The organism is Microbacterium suwonense (assembly GCF_030296555.1).
Taxonomy (GTDB): Bacteria; Actinomycetota; Actinomycetes; order Actinomycetales; family Microbacteriaceae; genus Microbacterium; species Microbacterium suwonense.
In genome coordinates this window covers 553,971-575,545 of the sequence record NZ_AP027728.1, presented here as the reverse complement: position 1 = coordinate 575,545, position 21,575 = coordinate 553,971, and the positions used below count along the sequence as shown (strand labels likewise).

General features: G+C 68.2%; 13 protein-coding genes and 4 pseudogenes. 5 read left to right on the top strand and 12 right to left on the bottom strand.

Annotated elements, in window-relative coordinates; all coding sequences use genetic code 11:
* Nucleotides 1–179: 179 nt before the first annotated feature.
* Complete coding sequence (locus QUE33_RS02875) at nucleotides 180–446, top strand: DUF4031 domain-containing protein (RefSeq protein WP_286301813.1); 267 nt, start codon at nucleotides 180–182, stop codon at nucleotides 444–446.
* On the opposite strand, the pseudogene QUE33_RS02870 reads toward QUE33_RS02875, so the two are convergent.
* Nucleotides 411–2,758, bottom strand: a pseudogene (locus tag QUE33_RS02870) (Rne/Rng family ribonuclease). The gene QUE33_RS02875 and the pseudogene QUE33_RS02870 sit on opposite strands and share 36 nt — an antisense overlap.
* Before the next feature lie 268 nt (nucleotides 2,759–3,026).
* Between QUE33_RS02870 and QUE33_RS02865 the strand changes: the two are divergent.
* Nucleotides 3,027–3,638 (top strand): vitamin K epoxide reductase family protein, encoded by a 612-nt coding sequence (locus QUE33_RS02865; protein WP_286301812.1) that lies wholly within the window; start codon nucleotides 3,027–3,029, stop codon nucleotides 3,636–3,638.
* Between the two features lie 60 nt (nucleotides 3,639–3,698).
* Here the strand turns inward: QUE33_RS02865 and ndk are convergent, their stop codons facing one another.
* From ndk to QUE33_RS02835, 6 genes and pseudogenes are all read right to left on the bottom strand, one after another.
* Nucleotides 3,699–4,115 (bottom strand): nucleoside-diphosphate kinase, encoded by a 417-nt coding sequence (gene ndk / locus QUE33_RS02860; protein WP_286301811.1) that lies wholly within the window; start codon nucleotides 4,113–4,115, stop codon nucleotides 3,699–3,701.
* Nucleotide 4,116: 1 nt separating this feature from the next.
* A complete protein-coding gene (locus QUE33_RS02855; RefSeq protein ID WP_350226498.1) occupies nucleotides 4,117–4,566 on the bottom strand; it encodes a DUF4233 domain-containing protein in 450 nt (149 codons plus the stop codon).
* Nucleotides 4,563–5,914: pseudogene (locus QUE33_RS02850) on the bottom strand (bifunctional folylpolyglutamate synthase/dihydrofolate synthase). The gene QUE33_RS02855 and the pseudogene QUE33_RS02850 overlap by 4 nt, the downstream one beginning before the upstream one ends.
* Nucleotides 5,911–9,252 (bottom strand): isoleucine--tRNA ligase, encoded by a 3,342-nt coding sequence (gene ileS / locus QUE33_RS02845; protein ID WP_286301809.1) that lies wholly within the window; start codon nucleotides 9,250–9,252, stop codon nucleotides 5,911–5,913. The pseudogene QUE33_RS02850 and the gene ileS overlap by 4 nt, the downstream one beginning before the upstream one ends.
* Before the next feature lie 318 nt (nucleotides 9,253–9,570).
* Nucleotides 9,571–10,254, bottom strand: a complete 684-nt coding sequence (locus QUE33_RS02840; protein ID WP_286301808.1) for a hypothetical protein — start codon at nucleotides 10,252–10,254, stop codon at nucleotides 9,571–9,573.
* Nucleotides 10,251–10,403: a ribbon-helix-helix domain-containing protein gene (locus QUE33_RS02835; RefSeq protein WP_286301807.1), complete on the bottom strand. Its 153-nt coding sequence runs from the start codon at nucleotides 10,401–10,403 to the stop codon at nucleotides 10,251–10,253. Before QUE33_RS02835 ends, QUE33_RS02840 begins: the two co-directional genes overlap by 4 nt.
* A gap of 246 nt (nucleotides 10,404–10,649) precedes the next feature.
* Between QUE33_RS02835 and valS the strand changes: the two genes are divergently transcribed.
* The 3 genes and pseudogenes from valS to QUE33_RS02820 all read left to right on the top strand — a co-directional run bounded on the left by valS (nucleotide 10,650) and on the right by QUE33_RS02820 (nucleotide 15,668).
* Entirely contained in the window at nucleotides 10,650–13,235 is a 2,586-nt protein-coding gene (gene valS / locus QUE33_RS02830) for a valine--tRNA ligase (RefSeq protein ID WP_286301806.1), read from the top strand.
* Nucleotides 13,232–13,450, top strand: coding sequence for a hypothetical protein (locus QUE33_RS02825; RefSeq protein ID WP_378762222.1), 219 nt, complete (start codon nucleotides 13,232–13,234; stop codon nucleotides 13,448–13,450). The genes valS and QUE33_RS02825 overlap by 4 nt, the downstream gene beginning before the upstream one ends.
* A 167-nt stretch (nucleotides 13,451–13,617) precedes the next feature.
* Nucleotides 13,618–15,668: pseudogene (locus QUE33_RS02820) on the top strand (M3 family metallopeptidase).
* Nucleotides 15,669–15,776: 108 nt separating this feature from the next.
* Here the strand turns inward: QUE33_RS02820 and clpX are convergent.
* The 5 genes and pseudogenes from clpX to QUE33_RS02795 form a co-directional block, all read right to left on the bottom strand.
* Nucleotides 15,777–17,045, bottom strand: coding sequence for an ATP-dependent Clp protease ATP-binding subunit ClpX (clpX, locus tag QUE33_RS02815; protein WP_286301803.1), 1,269 nt, complete (start codon nucleotides 17,043–17,045; stop codon nucleotides 15,777–15,779).
* Nucleotides 17,046–17,269: 224 nt separating this feature from the next.
* The gene (locus QUE33_RS02810) at nucleotides 17,270–18,121 is read right to left on the bottom strand and encodes an aldehyde dehydrogenase family protein (protein WP_286301801.1); all 852 of its coding nucleotides are present in this window, start codon (nucleotides 18,119–18,121) and stop codon (nucleotides 17,270–17,272) included.
* Nucleotides 18,118–19,604 (bottom strand): annotated as a pseudogene (locus QUE33_RS02805) (aldehyde dehydrogenase family protein). The gene QUE33_RS02810 and the pseudogene QUE33_RS02805 overlap by 4 nt, the downstream one beginning before the upstream one ends.
* Before the next feature lie 10 nt (nucleotides 19,605–19,614).
* Complete coding sequence (gene deoC / locus QUE33_RS02800; protein WP_378762243.1) at nucleotides 19,615–20,574, bottom strand: deoxyribose-phosphate aldolase; 960 nt, start codon at nucleotides 20,572–20,574, stop codon at nucleotides 19,615–19,617.
* 50 nt (nucleotides 20,575–20,624) lie between these two features.
* A complete protein-coding gene (locus QUE33_RS02795) occupies nucleotides 20,625–21,560 on the bottom strand; it encodes a sugar-binding transcriptional regulator (RefSeq protein WP_286301798.1) in 936 nt (311 codons plus the stop codon).
* Between the last annotated feature and the right edge of the window lie 15 nt (nucleotides 21,561–21,575).

Below are 21,575 nucleotides of genomic sequence, written 5' to 3'. Positions count from 1 at the left end.
GGGAATCTCACGGGAAGACTACTGCTTGCGTACGACGCCTTCGCGAAGGGTGCGGACGCAAGACTTCTCCTGTCGCCGGGAGAGCAGACAGGGGTCTCGCACCAAAGGACTACTTTACCGGAATGGGGGCGATGCCGCAAAGTCGCCGCCCTCACGCGTCACAGGCCTAGGATCGCGTCATGACCGTTCTCGTCGACGACCCGATCTGGCCGGCGCATGGACGGCTCTGGGCGCATCTGATCAGCGACGCGGATCTCGACGAGCTGCATGCGTTCGCCGCCGCGCAGGGTGTACCGGCGCGTGCGTTCGACCTCGATCATTACGATGTTCCGGCAGACGCGGTGCCCAGACTCCTCGCCGCCGGTGCGAAGCGGGTCGGCGGCAAGGAGCTCACCCGTCGTCTGATCGCGTCAGGCCTGCGGATCCGTCGCCGGGACCGACACTGAGTCGGACGAGGTCGGTGTGAGCATGGCCGTGGTCACCCGGCGCCGATTGCGCCCCTGACCGGGCGCCTTCGGTTCCGGAAGCGCGTCGAGCACGGAGTCGAGCAGCTGCTCGGCCTCGCTCTTCGGCCCCTTGCGCTCACCGCGCTTCTTGCGCCCTTTCTTGGGGCGTTCGGCGTCGGCCGTGCGCTCGGGTTCGGCGGCACGCTCAGGTCCGGCCGTCGGCTGGTCACCCTCCGCCACGACGGCGGGCGCGTCGCCGTTCACCGGGAGGATGGTGGATGCCGCGATCGCCGCCAGTGCGGACTTGGCACCTTCGGTGATGCTGTGCGTCGTGCCCTGAGCGGCGTTCTGGGCGGCCGCGGACGCCTGCTGGCCCGACTGCGAGGACGATGAACCGCGCGAGCGCCGTCCCTGTCCGCCCGAGGGGCCGCCGCGGTGCTTGACGACGGGGTCATGATGCACGACCACGCCGCGGCCCGCGCAGACCTCACAGGGCTCGCTGAAGGTCTCCAGCAGGCCGAGACCCAGCTTCTTGCGGGTCATCTGAACGAGACCGAGGAGGTGACCTCGGCGACCTGATGCTTGGTGCGGTCGCGGCTCAGGCATTCGATGAGTCGGCGCAGCACGAGGTCGCGGTTGGACTCGAGCACCATGTCGATGAAGTCGACCACGATGATGCCGCCGATGTCGCGCAGTCGCAGCTGTCGGACGATCTCCTCGGCCGCCTCGAGGTTGTTCTTGGTCACCGTCTCCTCGAGGTTGCCGCCCGAGCCGACGAACTTTCCGGTGTTGACGTCGACGACGGTCATCGCCTCGGTGCGGTCGATCACGAGCGAGCCGCCCGAGGGCAGCCACACCTTGCGATCGAGTGCCTTCTCGATCTGCTCGGTGATGCGGTAGGCGTCGAAGGGGTCGACCTCGTCGGTGTAGGTCTCCACGCGCTCGAGCAGGTCGGGCGCGACGCTGGAGAGGTAGGCGGCGATGGTCTCGTGCGCGTCGTCGCCCTGGATGGTCATGCGCGTGAAGTCCTCGTTGAAGACGTCGCGGACGATCTTGACCAGCAGGTCGGGTTCGGCGTGCAGCAGCGCCGGAGCCTGCTGATTCTGCACAAGCTTCTGGATGTGCTCCCACTGTGCGGTGAGCCGCTGCACGTCGCGGGTCAGCTGCTCCTCCGTGGCGCCCTCGGCCGCGGTGCGGACGATCACGCCGGAGGACTCCGGCAGTACCTCCTTGAGGATGCGCTTCAGTCGCGCGCGCTCGTTGTCGGGGAGTTTGCGGGAGATGCCGTTCATCGAACCGCCCGGCACATACACCAGGTAGCGGCCGGGAAGCGAGATCTGACTGGTGAGCCGGGCGCCCTTGTGCCCCACCGGATCCTTGGTGACCTGGACGAGCACGCGGTCGCCGGGCTTGAGAGCGAGCTCGATGCGCCGCGGCTGGTTGCCGGTCTCGACAGCCGCCCAGTCGACCTCACCGGAGTACAGCACGGCGTTGCGGCCGCGTCCGATGTCGACGAAGGCGGCTTCCATGCTCGGCAGCACGTTCTGCACGCGCCCCAGGTAGACGTTGCCGATCAGCGAGGCGTCCTGACTGCGCGCGACATAGTGCTCGACGAGGACGTTGTCCTCGAGTACTCCGATCTGGGTGCGGCCGTTCTTGGCGCGCACGACCATCGTGCGATCGACGGCCTCACGACGTGCGAGGAACTCGGCCTCGGTGACGACGGGGCGCCGACGTCCGGCATCCCGACCGTCCCGACGCCGCTGCTTCTTGGCCTCCAGGCGCGTCGACCCCTTGATGGCCTTCGGCTCGGTGATGTACTCCACCTGCCGCTGGCGCTGCCGGGGCTCGTCGTGACCGTCATCGCCATCGGATCCGCGCCGGCGGCGGCCGCCGCGACGAGAGGAGCCGGAGCCGCGCTCCTCGCCCTCGTCGTCGTTCGACGCCGCGGGAAGCGGCACGATCTCCGGTGCGTAGAAGTGCAGCTGCGTGGAGGGCTTCGAGACGAACACCTCCGGCAGCAGACCCAGGCTCACCGCGGTGATGGGCTCCGGTTCGGCGGGCTTCTCCGGTTCGGCGGGCTTTGCCTGCTCGGCAGGCTTCTCCGCAGCGGCAGCCGCCGTCGGCTCAGCGGACTCCGCCGGCTCAGCAGGCTTCAGCGGCTCCGCCGGCGTGCCCGAGTCGGGCGTCTCCGGCGTGTCCGAGCCGGGCGTCTCGGTGAGGTTCTCCTCCGCCGGAGGCGCCTCGACTACCGGCTGTGCCGGCGTCGTGTCGAAGGTAGGGGTGGTCTTGTCATCATTCTCAGCGGCCATCTCTGGCTTACTCCCTGCGCGGGCACTGCGTGCGCCGCGGAAACTCGTGCGGTTATACAGCGACCGCGAACTCAATCGGCATGCGATCTGCTCAGTGGCCAGATCACGTGGGGCATTCGGCCCCGAAGTCTTATCGATGCGATCGAGACTTCTCGCGAAGGCATCTTCAGTCATTATCGCATCCCGAGCGCCGAGAGGTGGCATCGAGTGCACGACGCGCGGGTCGGACTCACCCGAACCGCATAGCCGGCGCTGGGATAATCCCGATATGACCGCGCAGCGAACCCGGCACATCGGCTACGGCATCTGGCTCATCGTGGCGAGCCTCGCCGGCTGGTGGGCCGCCTTCCAGCTCACGATGGACAAGTTCATCAGCCTGGAGAATCCCGACGCTGTACTGAGCTGCAATGTGAGCATCTTCGTGCAGTGCACGAAGAACCTCGACTCCTGGCAGGGTGCGGTGTTCGGCTTCCCGAATCCGCTCATCGGCGTGACCGGCTGGATGGCCGTGCTCGTGATGGGAGTCGCCGTGCTCGCGGGCGTGCGATTCCCGCGCTGGTTCTGGGCGCTGTTCGGCCTGGGCATCGCCTTCGCGTTCGTCTTCATCGCCTGGCTGATCGGGCAGAGCTTCTTCGCGCTGCACACACTCTGCCCCTGGTGCGGGCTGACCTACCTCGTCGTGATCCCGACGTTCCTCACCACCGTCGTCGAACTCGGCCGCAACGGGACGTTCTCGAAGAAGAGGTCCGTGCAGCAGGCCTTCGGCCGCCTCATGGCGTGGACGCCGCTGGCATCCATCGTCGCGTTCGCGATCATCGTCGTGCTCGCGCAGATCGCCGGCATCGACCTGCTCGGCGAGGTCGGGCGGATGCTCGCCTGAACACACTCGAGAGACGATGAGAGGGACGCCCGGTGGGCGTCCCTCTCGCGGTTTCCGGGCTCAGCCGAACCAGATGCTGAGCTCGCGCGCGGCGGACTCGGGACTGTCCGAGCCGTGCACGAGGTTCTGCTGCACTTTCAGGCCCCAGTCGCGCCCGAAGTCGCCGCGGATCGTGCCGGGAGCCGCAGTCGTCGGGTCGGTGGTGCCGGCCAGCGAGCGGAAGCCTTCGATCACACGGTCGCCCGCGAGGCGGATGGCGACGGAGGGACCGGACATCATGAACTCGATCAGCGGCTCGTAGAAGGGCTTGCCCTCGTGCTCGGCGTAGTGCGCGGCGAGCACATCGCGGTCGGGCTCGACCAGGCGGATGTCGACGAGGGCGTAGCCCTTCGCCTCGATGCGACCGAGGATGGTGCCGGTCAGTCCGCGGGCGACGCCGTCGGGCTTGACGAGGACGAGGGTTTCTTCAGTGGCCATGTCATTCGCTCTCTGTGTGAGGCTGATGGGGGTCTTGGGTGGCGGCCGGTGGCGGAGCGTCATCGAGCATCGTCGTCGCACCCCGGCGATCCACGCGGGCCCCCACGATCGTCGCATATCCCCACATGCCACCGAAAACCAGTGCGACCAGCGCAATGGCGGGGACGAGGACCGCGGACGCCAGCACGATGACCTGCAGCACCCAACCGACCGCGATGGCACCGGGCCGCGCGATCGCACCTGCGAGCACGATCATCGCAAGCCCCAGCGCCGCTCCCCCGACGATGCCCCACCAGTCGGGGATGCCGGCGGGCAGCACCTTCAATCCGTAGACGGTGAGCCCGGCGAGGAAGACGACGATCGCCTCGAAGCCCAGCACCACGGCACCGAGCTTCTGCACCAGGGTGCGGGGTCGCCGGGGCCGTGGGGTTCGTGTGCGTGCGGCGCTCATCTGCTCCATCCGCTCTTCCAGTCCTCGTCCTCCGAGAGCAGCAGCGCCTCTCCGGCGAGCACGATGGATCCGGCGATCACGACGGCCCGGCGGTCGGAGCCCGCCGCCCACTCCCGGGCGGCATCGACCGCGTCGGCCAGGGTCGGGTGCACGCTGGCGCGTCTGCCGCGGGCCTCGACCAGGTCTGCGATCGCATCGGCATCCGCCGCCCGCACCGAGTCGGGGGACGTGGCGAACACCTCGGTGACCGCCGGCAGCAGCCGGTCGACGATGCCGTCGGCATCCTTGTCGGCGAAGACGCCCAGCACCAGACCCCATTCGTCGAAGTCGAAGCTGTCATCCAGAGCGCGGGCGAGAGCCTGTGCTCCATGCGGGTTGTGCGCGGCATCGACCACCACGGTCGGCGCGACGCCGACCAGCGCAGACGACCGGGCGAGGTGGCGTTCTGCAGTCCCTCAGTGAGGATATCGCCGGCGATGCGGCGCTCGGCACCGCCGATCAGCGACTCCACTGCCGCGACGGCGAGGGCCGCATTGTGACCCTGGTGCGCGCCGTACAGCGGCAGATACTCGTCGGCGTACTCTGCGGCGAGCCCGCGCACGCTGATCATCTGGCCGCCCACGGCGAGCTTCTGCTCCGACAGTCCGAACTCCACGCCTTCGAACGCGATGGTCGCGCCCTTCTCGGCGGCCGTCTTCCGCAGGACCTCGGCGACCTCCGGCTTCTGCTCGGCCGACACGACGGCGGCGCCGTCCTTGATGATGCCCGACTTGACCTCGGCGATCGCCTCGATCGTGGCACCCAGTCTGTCGGCGTGATCCATGTCGATGGGGGCGAACACCGCCACGTCGCCGTCTGCGGTGTTCGTGGAGTCCCACGAGCCGCCCATCCCGACCTCCAGCACGAGCACGTCGACCGGAGCGTCGGCGGCGGCGACGAAGGCCAGCACGGTGAGCAGCTCGAAGAAGGTCAGCGACGCATCGCCGGATGCCTCCAGCTCGGCGTCCACGATCCCGACGAAAGGCTCGATCTCGTCCCAGGCATCGGCGACGGCCGCATCGGCGACGGGCTCACCGTCGATCATGATGCGCTCGGTGAAGCGCTTCAGGTGCGGGCTGGTGAACAGCCCTGTGCGCAGCCCATGCGCACGCAGCAGGCTCTCGATCATCCGCGCCGTGGACGTCTTGCCGTTGGTGCCGGTGATGTGCACCACGCGGTAGGTGCGCTGCGGGTCGTCCAGCAGGGTCAGGATGCGGGCGGTGCGCTCCTTGCGGGGCTGCACCCAGCGCTCCCCCGCTCGCTCCAGCAGCTTCTCGTAGACGGCGTCTGCGCGCTGGGCGTCGCTCACAGCTCTGCTCCGATCCTGGCGACGGCGACTGTGAAGGCGCCGCGGTTCGCGTAGGTGCCCTTGCCCACCTCTGCGGTGAACTCGCTCGGCTCGAGCGCTTCGCCGGTGCGAAGCAGCCGGTGCTCCACGGCGAGCGTCTCCTCGGCGACCTCGGCCAGCGCGAACGCCGAGGAGACGGCATCCGCGTCTGCCGCATCCTCGAAGCGCAGCTGCAGGCGGATGCGGTCGCTCACATCGAAGCCGGCCTTCTTGCGGGTGTCCTGCACAGCGCGGATCACGTCGCGGGCGAGTCCCTCGGCCTCCAGCTCGGGCGTGGTGGCCGTGTCCAGCAGCACGAAGCCGCCGGTCGGGACGACGGCGAGCGCCTCGCCTGCCGGACGCCCGGTGGTCTCGAGCACGAGGTCGTACTCGCCGGGCTGGAGCTCCACGCCGCCGGCGACGACGGCGCCCTTCCACTCCCTCCACTGACCGGCCTTGGCTGCGGCGATCACCCGCTGCACGTCCTTGCCCAGGCGCGGCCCGGCTGCCCGCGCGTTGACGCTGAGCCGGTGGCTGATGCCGTACTCCGCCGCGGTGTCGTCGCTGAGCGGCACGAGCTCCACCGTCTTGACGTTCAGCTCCTCACGCAGGATGTCCTCGAACTGCGCCAGCTGTCCGGCCAGCGGCGAGACCACTGTCAGGCGCGCAAGCGGCAGGCGCACGCGCAGCTTCTCCTTCTTGCGCAGCGCGTTGCCGACGCTGGAGAGCTCGCGCACCGCATCCATGGCGTCGCGCACATCGTCCGCTGCGGGGAAGGCCTCGGCATCCGGCCAGTCGGTCAGGTGCACACTGCGACCGCCGGTGAGCCCCTGCCAGACGCGCTCGCTGACCAGCGGCACCAGCGGTGCCGCCACCCGGGTGAGGGTCTCCAGTACCGTGTACAGCGTGTCGAAGGCCTCGCGGCTGGTGGGGTCGTCGGTCGCGCCGGTCCAGAACCGGTCGCGGGAGCGGCGGATGTACCAGTTGGTCAGCACCTCGGCGAAGTCGCGCAGGCGGGCGGATGCCGTGGTGGAGTCGAGCCCTTCCAGGTCTGCGCGCACATCGCGGACGAGGTCGCCGAGCCGGGCCAGGATGTAGCGGTCGAGCACATCCGTGGAGTCGGTACGCCAAGTGGCCTGATACCCGTCGGCGCCGGACGCATTCGCGTAGGTCGCGAAGAAGTACCAGGAGTTCCACAGCGGCAGCAGGAACTCCCGCACGCCGGCGCGGATGCCCTCCTCGGTGACCGCGAGGTTTCCGCCGCGCAGCACCGAGCTGGACATCAGGAACCACCGCATGGCGTCCGAGCCGTCGCGGTCGAGCACCTCGCTGACGTCTGGATAGTTGCGCAGCGATTTCGACATCTTGTACCCGTCGCTGCCGAGCACGATGCCGTGGCAGCTGACGCCGGTGAACGCGGGTCGGTCGAACAGCGCGGTGGAGAGCACGTGCATCACGTAGAACCAGCCGCGGGTCTGCCCGATGTACTCGACGATGAAGTCCGCCGGCGCGTGCGAGTCGAACCACTCCTGGTTCTCGAACGGGTAGTGCACCTGCGCGTACGGCATCGATCCGGAGTCGAACCACACGTCGAACACGTCCTCGATGCGCCGCATGGTGCTCTTGCCCGTCGGATCGTCGGGGTTCGGCCGGGTGAGGTCGTCGATGTACGGCCGGTGCAGGTCGACCTCGCCCTTCTCGTTGCGCGGCAGCGTGCCGAAGTCGCGCTCCAGCTCCGCGAGCGATCCGTAGGCGTCCACCCGCGGGTGCTCGGGGTCGTCGCTCTTCCAGATCGGGATCGGCGAGCCCCAGTAGCGGTTGCGGCTGATCGACCAATCGCGCGCCCCCTCCAGCCACTTGCCGAACTGGCCGTGCTTGACGTTCTCGGGCACCCAGGTGATCTGCTCGTTGTTCGCAAGCATCCGATCCTTGATGTCGGTGACCCGGATGAACCAGCTGGAGACCGCCTTGTAGATCAGAGGGTTCCGGCACCGCCAACAGTGCGGGTACGAGTGCACGTAGCTCTGCTCGCGCAGCATCCGTCCTGCCGCCCGCAGCAGGCGGATCAGCGGCGTGTTCGCATCCATCCACAGCTCTCCGGCGACATCCGTCACCTGCGGCAGGAAGCGCCCGCCGTCGTCGAGCGAGAGGATCGTGGGGATGCCGGCGGCATTGCTGACGCGCTGGTCGTCCTCACCGAAGGCGGGCGCCTGGTGCACGATGCCCGTACCGTCGGTGGTGGTGACGTAGTCGTCGACGAGGATGCGCCAGGCCTTCTCGGTGCCCCAGGTCTCGGCATCCGCGTAGTAGTCGAACAGCCGGTCGTAGGTGATGTCCTCGAGCGCAGCGCCGGAATGGGTGGCCTCCACTGCGGCGAGCGCGTCATCGCCGGACTCGTAGCCGAGCTCCTTGGCGTAGCCGGCGAGCAGGTCGCGGGCGATCAGGTAGCGGTGTGCGGCGCTCTCGGCGACATCGTCGCCTGCGACGACGTCTGCGGCGCCGTTGGGGCCCGCAGGCAGCACGACGTACTCGATGTCGGGGCCGACGACCAGGGCGAGGTTGGTGGGCAGCGTCCACGGCGTGGTGGTCCAGGCGAGGGCGCGCACGGCGGTCAGCCCCAGCGACTCGGCCTTCGCGCCGGTCAGCGGGAACGTGACGGTAACGGACGGGTCCTGACGGTCCTGGTAGACGTCGTCGTCCATGCGCAGCTCGTGCGCCGACAGCGGGGTCTCATCGCGCCAGCAGTACGGCAGCACACGGTAGCCCTCGTAGGCGAGGTTCTTGTCGTAGAGCGTCTTGAACGCCCAGAGCACGCTCTCCATGTAGCCGAGGTCGAGCGTCTTGTATCCGCGTTCGAAGTCGACCCAGCGCGCCTGGCGGGTGACGTAGTCCTGCCACTCGTGCGTGTAGGTGAGCACCGAGTCGCGCGCCTTCGCGTTGAAGACGTCGATGCCCATGGCCTCGATCTCGCTCTTCTCGGTGATGCCGAGCTGCTTCATCGCCTCGAGTTCGGCGGGCAGGCCGTGCGTGTCCCAGCCGAAGACGCGATCCACCTTCTTGCCGAGCATGGTCTGGAAGCGCGGGAAGACGTCCTTCGCGTAGCCGGTGAGCAGGTGCCCGTAGTGGGGCAGGCCGTTGGCGAACGGAGGTCCGTCGTAGAAGACCCACTCGTCGGCGCCCTCGCGCTGCGCGATGGAGGCCCGGAACGTGTCGTCGTTCCTCCAGAACTCGAGCACCTCGGTCTCGATCTCGGGGAATCGAGGGCTCGGGTTGACGGCGGCGGGTCCGAATGCGGTGCCTGAGGTGCGGGGGTAGGTCATGTGTGCTCGCAGTGTCGTGGGTGGATGCTGCTTGCCGGGACGACCCGTGCTCTCGCGCGGACCGTGGTACCACCCTGCGTGCTTCTCGCGAAGCCACTCTCACTGCGGCGATGACGGGCCTGCCCCGCTCGGTTCTACTTGCAGTCGCCTGCGTTCTTCCGAGAGCTCCCCGGTGATGGCCGGATCAGTGCTTGTCCGGCCATTCTACGTCAGTCCGCGACCCTGCCGCGCGCTGCCTTCGGGCGGCGCCCGTTCACCCGAGAGATGGAAACCGCGGGTTCCCGAGCAGGTGAACCAGCCCTTTCCATCCGCGGCCGGTCACGCCTCGCGATGGTAGCCGTACAGGTCAGCCTGGATGCCGTTTATCCACACCTCGGGGTCGGCGACGCGGACCGTGCGTGCGTACGCCTCATCCACGACGGATGCCTCGAAGCCAGCATCCGTGAGCTGCATTGCGAGAGCGTCGAGATCACCGTGTGCGAGGAACCCCAGCCCGATCGAGGGCTCGGATGCCCCATGCACCCCTACCGATCCGCCGCCTCCTCCGCGCAGTTCCACCCACCCGCCGCGGTCGGCCACGATGTCGGCGCGCAAACCCACCGCCTCGAGAATGCTGCGGGCCTCCACCACGTCCTCTTGGAACCAGATCGGCTGCACCGCCACCTGCCCGGAAGTAGTGCGAGTCCCCTCGGAGACACTGATCTCGATGCCGGACGCTGCTCGCACGAGAAGCATCTCTCCAACGCCCTCCATCACGGTGCGGGTGACATCCCGGTCGTCGAGCGCCGCCTCCGCGGCATCCAGATCGTCGACAAGCAGATGCAGGTCGACCGTACCGTCACTGTGGTCATCGTTCTCCCGATGGATCGCAAGGATGCCACCGCCGTCGAACTCCGCCCAGCCTGGCTCCGGCGGGTGGGGTGAGACGAGTCCCAGGGCTACGGCGAGCGCATGCCAGCGCTCGGGATGCCGAGCATAGACGATCTGCTGCACCGTGGTCATGATTCCGTTTCCTCCAGGTACCGCCGCAGCGCGCGCTCGACGAGCGCCGACAGGCTGGACTCCTCGTCGATCGCGCGGTGCTTGACCGACCGGATGACGTCCGGTGGCAGGTAGACGTTGAACTGCACCCTCGGCTCACTTGATTGCATGCTAGCAATATAGCCGTTCTGCGAGCACTCGTAAAGTGTCAACGCCCGCACTTGGAGTCGATCGCATGGCGCGATGCGACCTCCGCCCAGCCCTGGTCTCCGCGCCCGACGCGCCTGGCGCCGCCCTGACCTACCGCCAGGCCGACCTGCTCACCCCGGCATTCTTCGAAGCCCGGTAGACTCGCTGCACACCCCACACTCAGGCACGCTCACACAGTGCCGCACACATCGCTCAAGGAGACCTTCATGGCTGCGTCCGACCCGAACCAGATCCCCGACAAGCCCGTGCTCGAAGGTCTCGAGGCGAAGTGGGGTGAGCGCTGGAGCGAGCAGGGCACCTTCCTGTTCGATCGCGCCGGCGCCGCGGCATCCGGTCGTGGGAGTGTCTACTCGATCGACACGCCCCCGCCGACGGCCTCCGGCAGCCTGCACATCGGCCACGTGTTCTCGTACACGCACACCGACATCAAAGCCCGCTTCGAGCGCATGCGCGGCAAGCACGTGTTCTACCCGATGGGCTGGGACGACAACGGTCTGCCCACCGAGCGTCGGGTGCAGAACTACTACGGTGTGCGCTGCGACCCCTCGCTCCCCTACGACCCCGACTTCACGCCGCCGTTCGAGGGCGGCGACAACAAGTCGTCCCGTGCCGCCGATCAGCTGCCGATCAGCCGGCGCAACTTCATCGAGCTGTGCGAGAAGCTGACCATCGAGGACGAGAAGCAGTTCGAGGCGCTGTTCCGCCAGCTGGGCCTGAGCGTGGACTGGACGCAGACCTACCGCACCATCTCCGACGACACGATCCGGCAGAGCCAGCTCGCCTTCCTGCGCGGGCTGGAGCGAGGCGAGGCCTACCAGTCGCTGGCACCGACGCTGTGGGACATCGACTTCCGTTCCGCGATCGCGCAGGCCGAGCTGGAGGATCGCGAGCAGCAGGCCGCGTACCACCGGCTCGCGTTCCACCGCAGCGACGGCTCGGGTGACATCCAGATCGAAACCACCCGTCCCGAGCTGCTCGCCGCGTGCGTGGCCCTGGTCGCGCACCCCGACGACGAGCGCTACCAGCCATACTTCGGCTCCACGGTGCGCACCCCGATCTTCGACGTCGAGGTGCCCGTGCTCGCGCACCACCTCGCACAGCCCGACAAGGGCTCCGGCATCGCGATGATCTGCACCTTCGGCGATGTGACCGACATCGTCTGGTGGCGTGAGCTGGATCTACCCAACCGCACGATCCTCGGCAAGGACGGCCGTGTGCTCGCAGAGGCCCCCGAGGCGATCGTGACGGATGCCGGGAGGGCCGCCTACGCGCAGCTGGCCGGCAAGACCGTGTTCAGCGCGCGCAAGGCGATCGTGGAGCTGCTGGGCGAGTCCGGCGACCTCATCGAGGTGGGCAAGCCCTTCAGCCACGCGGTGAAATTCTTCGAGAAGGGCGACCGCCCGCTGGAGATCGTCTCCACTCGGCAGTGGTACATCCGCAACGGCGCCCGCGACGAGCAGCTGCGGGACCAGCTGCTCGAGAACGGGAAGAAGATGGCCTGGCATCCCGACTTCATGCGGGTGCGCTACGAGAACTGGGTGGGCGGCCTCACCGGCGACTGGCTGGTCTCGCGTCAGCGCTTCTTCGGCGTGCCGATCCCGATCTGGTACGCCCTCGACGAGAACGGCGAGCGCGACTACGACCGCGTGCTCACCCCCGCACACGACCAGCTTCCCATCGATCCGACCAGTGACGTGCCGGCCGGCTACACCGAGGATCAGCGCGGCGTGCCCGGCGGTTTCGTCGCCGAGCAGGACATCTTCGACACCTGGGCGACCTCATCGCTCACCCCGCAGCTGGCCGGGGGCTGGCAGCGCGACGAAGAGCTGTGGAACCTGGTGGCGCCGTTCGATCTGCGCCCGCAGGGCCAGGACATCATCCGCACCTGGCTGTTCTCGACCATGCTGCGCTCCACTCTGGAGGATCAGCGCGCCCCCTGGAGCAACGCCGCGATCTCCGGCTTCATCGTCGACCCCGACCGCAAGAAGATGTCCAAGTCCAAGGGCAACGTGGTCACCCCCGCCGACATCCTCGACAAGCACGGATCGGATGCGGTGCGCTACTGGTCGGCCTCCAGCCGCCTGGGCATGGACGCCGCGTTCGACCCGCAGAACCCCACCCAGGTGAAGATCGGGCGCCGCCTGGCGATCAAGGTCCTGAACGCCGCGAAGTTCGTGCTGTCGTTCCCCGTGCCCGAGGGCGCGCAGATCACGCACGCCCTGGACGCCTCGATGCTGACCACGCTCGACCAGGTCGTGCGCGAGGCCACCGCGGCGTACGAGGGCTACGACCAGGCCAAGGCGCTGGAGGTGACGGAGGCGTTCTTCTGGACGTTCTGCGACGACTACCTCGAACTCGTCAAGGAGCGCGCCTACGACCAGACCGACGTCGGGCAGCCATCCGCGGCGCTCGCCCTGCGGCTGGCGCTGTCGACCCTGCTGCGATTGCTCGCCCCGATCGTGTCGTTCGCCACCGAGGAGGCGTGGTCGTGGTTCGAAGAGGGCTCGATCCACACCTCGTCATGGCCGGAGCCCGCCGGAATCGAGGGAGACGCCGCGGTGCTCACCGCAGCCAGTGCCGCGCTGATCGGCATCCGCCGGGCGAAGACCGAGGCGAAGGCCTCGCAGAAGACCCCGGTGGCGACAGCGACGATCGCCGCACCCGCAGCCCAGATCGAGGCGCTGCGCGCCGCGGCCGGCGATCTGCGGGCGGTCGGCCGCATCGCCGAGCTGAACTTCGCGGAGGCCGATGAGCTCGCCGTCACCGCGATCGAACTGGCACCGGAGGCATGATGCAGCTCGGAACGCGCTGGGCGACGGGAACGCAGCCACCGGCCTCCGTGCCCGAGGCGCTGCGTCCTGCGATCGCCGAGGTCGAGGGACGCGGCCTGTCGGGGCACTGGACGCTCACCTGGCTGGAAGGCCGGCCGCTGGCCGAGCTGGATGCCGGGTGGGAGGTGCTGCTCACGGCATCCGGCGAGGTTCTCGCCCGCCCGTTCGAGGACTGATATGTAACCCTTTTCGTCAAACGGGCGGGGGCCCAGCAAGTACTGCCTGGCCGCGTCGCTGCTGTATCCCCACCTGCCGGGCAACGACTGGATACGGATCCGACGCCGGTACTGGCACGCCTGAACGGCTGCCCGACAGCCGCCCGATCGGCCCCTAGGCTCGAGGGATGACCGAGGCCACGAACCCACTGCTCTCCCCTCGCCACTCCCGTACGGGCTGCCCGACTTCGCCGCCATCCGGCCCGAACACTATCTGCCTGCGTTCCGGCAGGCCTTCGCCACGCAGCTGGCGGAGGTGCGTGCGATCACCGTCGTACGTTCGATGCCGACCTTCGAGAACACCCTCGTGGCGCTGGAGCGCAGCGGCGAACTGCTCGATCGGGTCGCGCACACGTTCTACACCGTCAGCTCGGCGGACGCGACCCCCGAGATCCAGGCCATCGAGGAAGAGCTCTCTCCGCTCATGGCGGCCCACGAGGACGCCATCCGATTGGATGCTCAGCTGTACTGGCGGGTGTCGCAGGTGCATGCGCAGCTCGACGAACTGGGGCTGGATGACGAGCAGCGGTACCTCGTCGAACGTCACTTTCGGGAGATGACCCACGCCGGAGCCGCCCTTGACGACGAGGCCAAGGTGCGGCTCACCGCGCTCAACACACGCCTGTCGACGCTGAGCACAGCGTTCGAGAAGAACCTGCTGAACGACACCAACGAATTGGCTGTGCTGTTCGACGATGCCGCCGAACTGGATGGTCTGACCGAGGGCGAGCTGAGCGCCGCCGCTCGAGCTGCGGCAGACCGGGGTGAGGCAGGCCGGTTCCTGGTCGGCCTGCCGCTGTTCAGCGGCCATCCCTACCTCGCCTCGCTCACCGTGCGCGAGAGCCGTCGGCGGATCCTGGCAGCGTCGCTGTCCCGGGCATCCCGCGGAAACGACAACGACAACCGAGCCGTGCTGACCGAGATCGTGCGGCTGCGCGCCGAGCGGGCGGCTCTGCTGGGCCACCCCTCGCACGCCGCCTACGTCACCGCCGATGAAACGGCGGGCAGCCCGGATGCCGTGGAGCGGATGCTGCGCGATCTCGCCGCACCCGCCGCACGCAACGCCGAACGCGAACGTGTGGCACTGCAGGAGATCATCGACTCCTCCGAGCCGGAGCCGTTCGCCCTTCAGGCCCACGACTGGGCGTTCTACACCGAGAAGGTGCGGCAGGCGCGGTACGGCATCGACACGGCGGCGTTGCGTCCGTGGTTCGAGGCCGAGCGGGTGCTGCGCGACGGCGTGTTCTTCGCCGCCGAGCGGCTGTACGGGGTGGAGTTCACCGAGCGCGAGGATCTGGTGGCGTACCATCCCGGCGCCCGGGTGTTCGAGGTGCACGACGCCGATGGATCCGAGGTGGGCCTGTATGTGCTGGATCTGTACACACGGGACTCCAAGCGCGGCGGGGCCTGGATGAATCCGATCGTCAGCCAGTCCGCGCTGCGCGGCACGCTGCCTGTCGTCGTCAACAACCTCAACGTGTCGCAGCCCGGCGACGGGCAGCCCACGCTGCTCACGCTCGATGAGGTGACGACCCTGTTCCATGAGTTCGGGCACGCACTGCATGGCCTTTTCGCGCGGGTGACGTACCCGCATTTCTCGGGCACCAACGTGTTCCGTGATTTCGTGGAGTTCCCCAGCCAGGTCAACGAGATGTGGATCCTGTGGAGCGAGGTGCTGGAGAACTACGCCCGGCACATCGACACCGGTGAGCCACTGAACCCCGAGGTCGTAGAGCGTCTGCGAGCCGCCGAATCGTTCGACCAGGGGCATGCCACCAGCGAGTACCTCGCGGCCGCCTGGCTGGACCAGGCCTGGCACGGCATCGGCGCAGGCGAGGACATTGACGACGTCGCCGCGTTCGAGGCATCCGCTCTGGCCGACATCGGTCTGCTGAACCCGGTCGTACCCACGCGCTACTCGTCGACGTACTTCGCACACGTGTTCTCGGGTGGGTACAGCGCCGGGTACTACTCGTACATCTGGAGCGAGGTGCTCGACGCCGACACCGTCGAATGGTTCCGGGAGAACGGTGGCCTCACCCGCGCCAACGGTGACCGTTTCCGACAGCGTCTGCTGGGCGTCGGAGGATCGAAGGATCCGCTGGAGGCATATCGCGACTTCCGCGGCCGGGATGCCGAACTCGCCCCGCTGCTGAAGCGCCGCGGGCTCGATGGCTGAGGGCGACCAGGAGACTCCCCGGGAGATCACCGGAGAAATGCACGTTCTCGGAGAAATCCGTCAGATTCATCCGAAGCTGTGCAGATTTCCGAAGCGGTGTCACTCCGTTCAGGCGCTCTTGCGCTTGCGGGCGAGCACCACCGTGGGCGGGGCGCCGTCCTCGACGGATGCCTTGGTCACGACGACTTTGGTCACGTCTTCGGCCGAGGGGATCTCGAACATGATCGGGCCGAGCACGTCCTCCAGGATGGCGCGCAGTCCCCGTGCGCCGGTCTTGCGCAGCACGGCCAGGTCGGCGATGGAGCGCAGCGCGTCCTCATCGAACTCGAGCTGCACGCCGTCGATTTCGAACATGCGCTGATACTGCTTGACCAGGGCGTTGCGCGGTCCGGTGAGAATCTCGATCAGCGCCTCCTGATCCAGCGGCGACACCGAGGTGACGACGGGAAGGCGGCCGATGAACTCGGGGATCAGGCCGAACTTGTGCAGGTCCTCGGGCAGCACCTCGCCGAACAGATCGAGGTCTTTGCCCTTGTCGTGCAGCGGAGCCCCGAAGCCGACCCCGTGCTTGCCGACCCGCGCCGAGATGATGTCCTCCAGGCCGGCGAAGGCCCCGGCGACGATGAACAGCACATTCGTCGTGTCGATCTGCAGGAACTCCTGGTGCGGATGCTTGCGCCCGCCCTGCGGCGGCACGGATGCCACCGTGCCCTCGAGGATCTTCAGCAGCGCCTGCTGCACGCCCTCGCCCGACACGTCGCGGGTGATCGAGGGGTTCTCGGCCTTGCGGGCGATCTTGTCGATCTCGTCGATGTAGATGATGCCGGTCTCGGCGCGCTTGACGTCGTAGTCGGCGGCCTGCAGCAGCTTGAGCAGGATGTTCTCGACATCCTCGCCGACATAGCCGGCTTCGGTGAGCGCGGTCGCATCGGCCACGGCGAAGGGCACGTTCAGCCGCTTGGCGAGCGTCTGGGCGAGGTAGGTCTTGCCGCAGCCGGTCGGCCCGAGCATGAGGATGTTGCTCTTGGCGACCTCGACCTCTTCGGCGCGCTGCTCGGCGGTCTGCAGTGTGCCGCGGGCGCGCACGCGCTTGTAGTGGTTGTAGACGGCCACGGCGAGCGAGCGCTTGGCGGGTTCCTGCCCGACGACGTACTCCTCGAGAAAGGAGAAGATCTCGCGCGGCTTGGGCAGCTCGAAGTCTGCGACCGGCCCGCCGCCGGCCTCGGCCATCCGCTCTTCGATGATCTCGTTGCACAGCTCGACGCATTCGTCGCAGATGTACACGCCGGGGCCGGCGATCAGCTGCTGCACCTGCTTCTGGCTCTTGCCGCAGAAAGAGCATTTGAACAGGTCGGCGCTCTCACCGATGCGTGCCATGCGCGTCCTCCTCGAAGCCGGCAGCCAGGCGGATTCCTGATGCCGTCATTCGAGCCTAACCGCCAGCACCGACACCGTGGCGTATTGGCGCGCACGAGCACGGGGCGCGGATCTCCGCTGCGGGGAACCCGGCACTCCGCCCCTACTGGTCGTCGCCGCCCCTGCCCATTCACGTGGATGAGCAGGGGCGGCGCAGCCAGACAGGGGCGACGACGGATCAGCCATCACACCATCGACTTGGTGTGCCACACGGTCTTCGTCTCGGTGAACGCGGTGATCCGGTCCAGGCTCTGCTCGACGACGCCGGGACGCAGCACCCGCTTGAGGGTGTCGGCTGCAGCGATCTCCAGCTCCACCCAGTCCAGGTCACCCGCACCGGCCAGATCCAGGGCGTTCACGTCGGCGTGCGAGGCCAACCAGGGTGCGATCTCGGCCGGTGACCCGGTGAGCATGTTCACCACGCCGCCGGGCACGTCGCTGGTGGCGAGCACCTCGGCCAGGCTGATCGCCGAGAGCGGATGCTGCTCGCTGGCGACCACGACGACGGTGTTGCCGGTCACCAGTGCCGGCGCGATCGCCGACACCAGGCCCAGCAGCGCGGAATCCTGCGGGGCGACGATCGCCACGACCCCGGTCGGCTCGGGCACCGAGATGTTGAAGTACGGCCCCGCCACAGGGTTGGCGTTGCCGCCGACCTGCGCGTATTTGTCGCACCAGCCGGCGTACCAGACCCACAGGTCGATCGCCGCGTCCACCTGGGCACCCGCGACAGCAGCGGACACGCCCTCCTGGTCGACGATCTCGTCGACGAACTGGGCGCGACGCCCCTCCAGGATCTCCGCGACGCGGTACAGCACCTGCCCACGGTTGTACGCAGTCGCCCCCGACCAGCCCTTCACCGCCGAGCGAGCGGCGACGACGGCATCCCTGGCATCCTTCCGTGAGGCCTTCGCAGCGTTCGCAAGAAATGCGCCCTTGGCGGAGAGCACCTGGTAGGTGCGGCCGGACTCGCTGCGCGGGAAGGCGCCGCCGATGGCGAGCTTGTAGGTCTTGGGAACGGTCAGTCGCCTGCTCACTTGCTGATCTCCTTGCTGCGTGCGCGCGCCGCGATGGGCGCGGCGACCGGTCGGGGTGCGAGGTAGGCGGTCAGCCCGTGCCGGCCGCCCTCGCGCCCGTACCCGGATTCCTTGTAGCCGCCGAACGGGCTGGAGGGGTCGAAGCGGTTGAACGTGTTCGCCCACACCACGCCCGCACGCAACTTGTCGGCGACGGCGAGGATTCGAGACCCCTTGTCGCTCCAGATGCCGGCCGACAGCCCGTAGGGCGTGTTGTTGGCCTTGGCGATCGCCTCGGCGGGGGTGCGGAAGGTCAGCACCGACAGCACCGGACCGAACACCTCGTCGCGCGCGATGCGACTCGAGGCCTCGACGCCGGTGAAGATCGTCGGGGCGAACCAGAACCCCTTCTCCGGGATCGCGCAGTCGGCGGTCCATCGTTCGGCTCCTCGGCCTCGCCGATGTCGCTGAGTTCGCGGATCCGTGCCAGCTGCGCGGCCGAGTTGATGGCGCCGATGTCGGTGTTCTTGTCCAGCGGATCACCCAGGCGCAGTGTCGACAGTCGGGTCTTGAGCCGGTCGACGACCTCGTCATGGATCGACTCCTGCACCAGCAGGCGACTGCCTGCGCAGCACACGTGGCCCTGATTGAAGAAGATGCCGTTGACGATGCCCTCCACGGCCTGGTCGATCGGCGCATCGTCGAAGACGATATTCGCGGCCTTGCCGCCCAGCTCGAGGGTGACGCGCTTATCGGTGCCCGCGATCGCCTTCGCGATGTCGCGGCCCACACCGGTCGACCCGGTGAAGGCCACCTTGTCGACGTCGGGGTGGCGCACCAGAGTCGCGCCTGGAGCACCAGCACCGGTGATGATGTTCACCACACCAGCGGGCAGATCGGCCTGCTGCAGGATCTCGGCGAAGATCAGCGCCGTCAGCGGCGTGGTCTCGGCCGGCTTGAGCACCACGGTGTTGCCTGCGGCCAGCGCCGGTGCGAGCTTCCAGGCGAGCATGAGCAGCGGGAAGTTCCACGGGATGATCTGACCGGCGACACCCAGCGAGCGCGGGTCTGCGCCGAGGCCGGCGTAGTCGAGCTTGTCGGCCCAGCCGGCGTAGTAGAAGAACCAGGCGGCCACGAGCGGCACGTCCACGTCGCGGCTCTCCTTGATCGGCTTGCCATTGTCCAGGCTCTCGGCCACCGCCAGCTCTCGCGCCCGCTCCTGCACCAGCCGGGCGATGCGGAACAGGTACTTGCCGCGGTCGCGGCCGCTCATCTTCGACCAGACCTTGTCGTACGCCCGGCGCGCTGCGGCGACGGCGCGGTCGACGTCCTCATCGGATGCTGAGGAGATCTCTGCGATGCGGCTCTCGTCTGCGGGAGAGATGGTGTGGAAGGAAGGTCCGGAGCCGTCGACGAACTCGCCGTCGATGAACAGACCGTAGCTGTCCTTCAGGTTCAGGATCGCCTTGGATTCGGGCGCGGGAGCGTATTCCAGGAATGACATATGAGGCTCCTCAGTCGATGGTCACGTAGTCGGCACCGGAGTAGTGGCCGGTGGTGATCTTCTGGCGCTGCAGCAGCACGTCATTGAGCAGACTCGATGCGCCGAAGCGGAACAGATGCGGCTGCAACCACTGCTCGCCTGCGGTCTCGGCGACCGTGACGAGGTACTTGATGGCGTCCTTCGAGGAGCGGATGCCGCCGGCGGGCTTCACACCGATCCTCTCCCCCGTCGCCCGATGCCAGTCGCGCACGGTCTGCAGCATGAGCAGTGTCGTCGGCAGGGTCGCGGCCGGCGATACCTTTCCCGTGGAGGTCTTGATGAAGTCGCCGCCGGCGAGGATCGACAGCCACGAGGCGCGCTTGATGTTGTCGTAGGTGTTCAGCTCCCCGGTCTCCATGATGACCTTCAGCGAGGCGTACGAACCGTCCTCGCGGCGGCAGGCCTGCTTCACGCGGGCGATCTGGTCGAACACCAGCCCGTAGCGCCCCTCCAGGAACGCCCCGCGGTCGATCACCATGTCGATCTCGTCGGCGCCGGCCGCCACGGCATCCGCGGTGTCGGCGAGCTTGACCTCGATCGATGCACGTCCGGACGGGAACGCCGTCGCCACCGCGGCCACAGAGATCCGGCTGTCGTCGGGGTCGCCGTGCAGCGCCCCGAGCGCCTCGATCGCGTGAGCGACCATGTCGCCGTACACGCAGACCGCCGCCGGCCGCGGTGTGGCCGGATCGGCGGCATCCGGTGTCTTCGCCTTCGCGACCAGCGAGCGCACCTTGCCGGCGGTGTCGGCGCCTTCGAGCGTGGTCAGGTCGATCAGCGAGATGATCTTGTCGAGCGCCCACGCCTTCGAGGTCGTCTTGATCGAGCGGGTGCCCAGACCCGCCGCACGCTGCTCCAGGCCCACGGCGTCCACGCCGGGCAGGCCGTGCAGGAAGCGGCGCAGTGTCGCATCGTCGGGCTCACCGCCCAGTACATCGACCGCCGAGCGGCGGCCGTCCGATCGTTCGAGCTCTGTGATCGTCACTTCTCCTCCAAGAGTGCACGTGCAGTGGATTCGTCGGTCACCAGTACGCTGCACAGCCCGTTGCTGACGACTGTACGCGCGATGTCGTGCTTGGCGTCACCCGCGGTGACGAAGACGGCACGGGATGCGGAGCGCACCCGGTCGAGCCCGACCCCGACCGTGCGGGCGTCGAGCTGCGGGTCGACGATGTTGCCGTCGGCGTCGATGTAGCGGCCGAGCAGATCGCCGACCGCTCCGCGCCGGGCGAGCTCGGCGATGTCGGATGCCGTGAGATACCCGTTCTCGACATGAGCGGATGCCGGGTCGCACGGGCCTGCGGTGAACAGGAAGGTGTCGGCGTGCGCTGCCTGCTCGAGGATCGCCGCGACGGTGCGGTCGGCCTCGATGGCCTGCTTCGTCTCCACCCGCTCGAGGATGGCCGGGCTCGGCAGCAGCACGGCCTGCCCGGCGCCGCGCTGGGCGATGGTGACGGCGACGGATGCTGCACCTCCCGAGCGGCGGTTCAGGCTCACTCCACCATTGGCCTGCACGACGGTGATGCCGTGCGCCCAGCCGTCGGGCAGCGCCTCGGCGAGGGCGGTGAGGGTGCGCCCCCAGCTGACCGCGAGGATGCGCGGCACCGGACGGAGGGCCGTCAGCATGTCGGCTGCGGCGCGGGCGACACGCTCCAGCACGGCAGCGGGATCATCGGGCGCGGGAACGACGACGGCATCTGTCAGTCCGAAACGCTCCACGAGCGTCCGCTCCAGCCCCAGCCTCCGCGCACGCGGGTGCACGATCTCGATCCGGACGATGCCGAGCTCACGCGCCTGGGTGAGCAGCCTGCCGACCTTCCAGCGAGAGATGCCCAGGAGTGCGCCGATCTCGTCCTGCGTCTTGTTCTCGTCGTAGGAGAGCTCGGCGACACGTACCATCAGCAGTTCGTCGTCCACGGCATCCTCCTCACT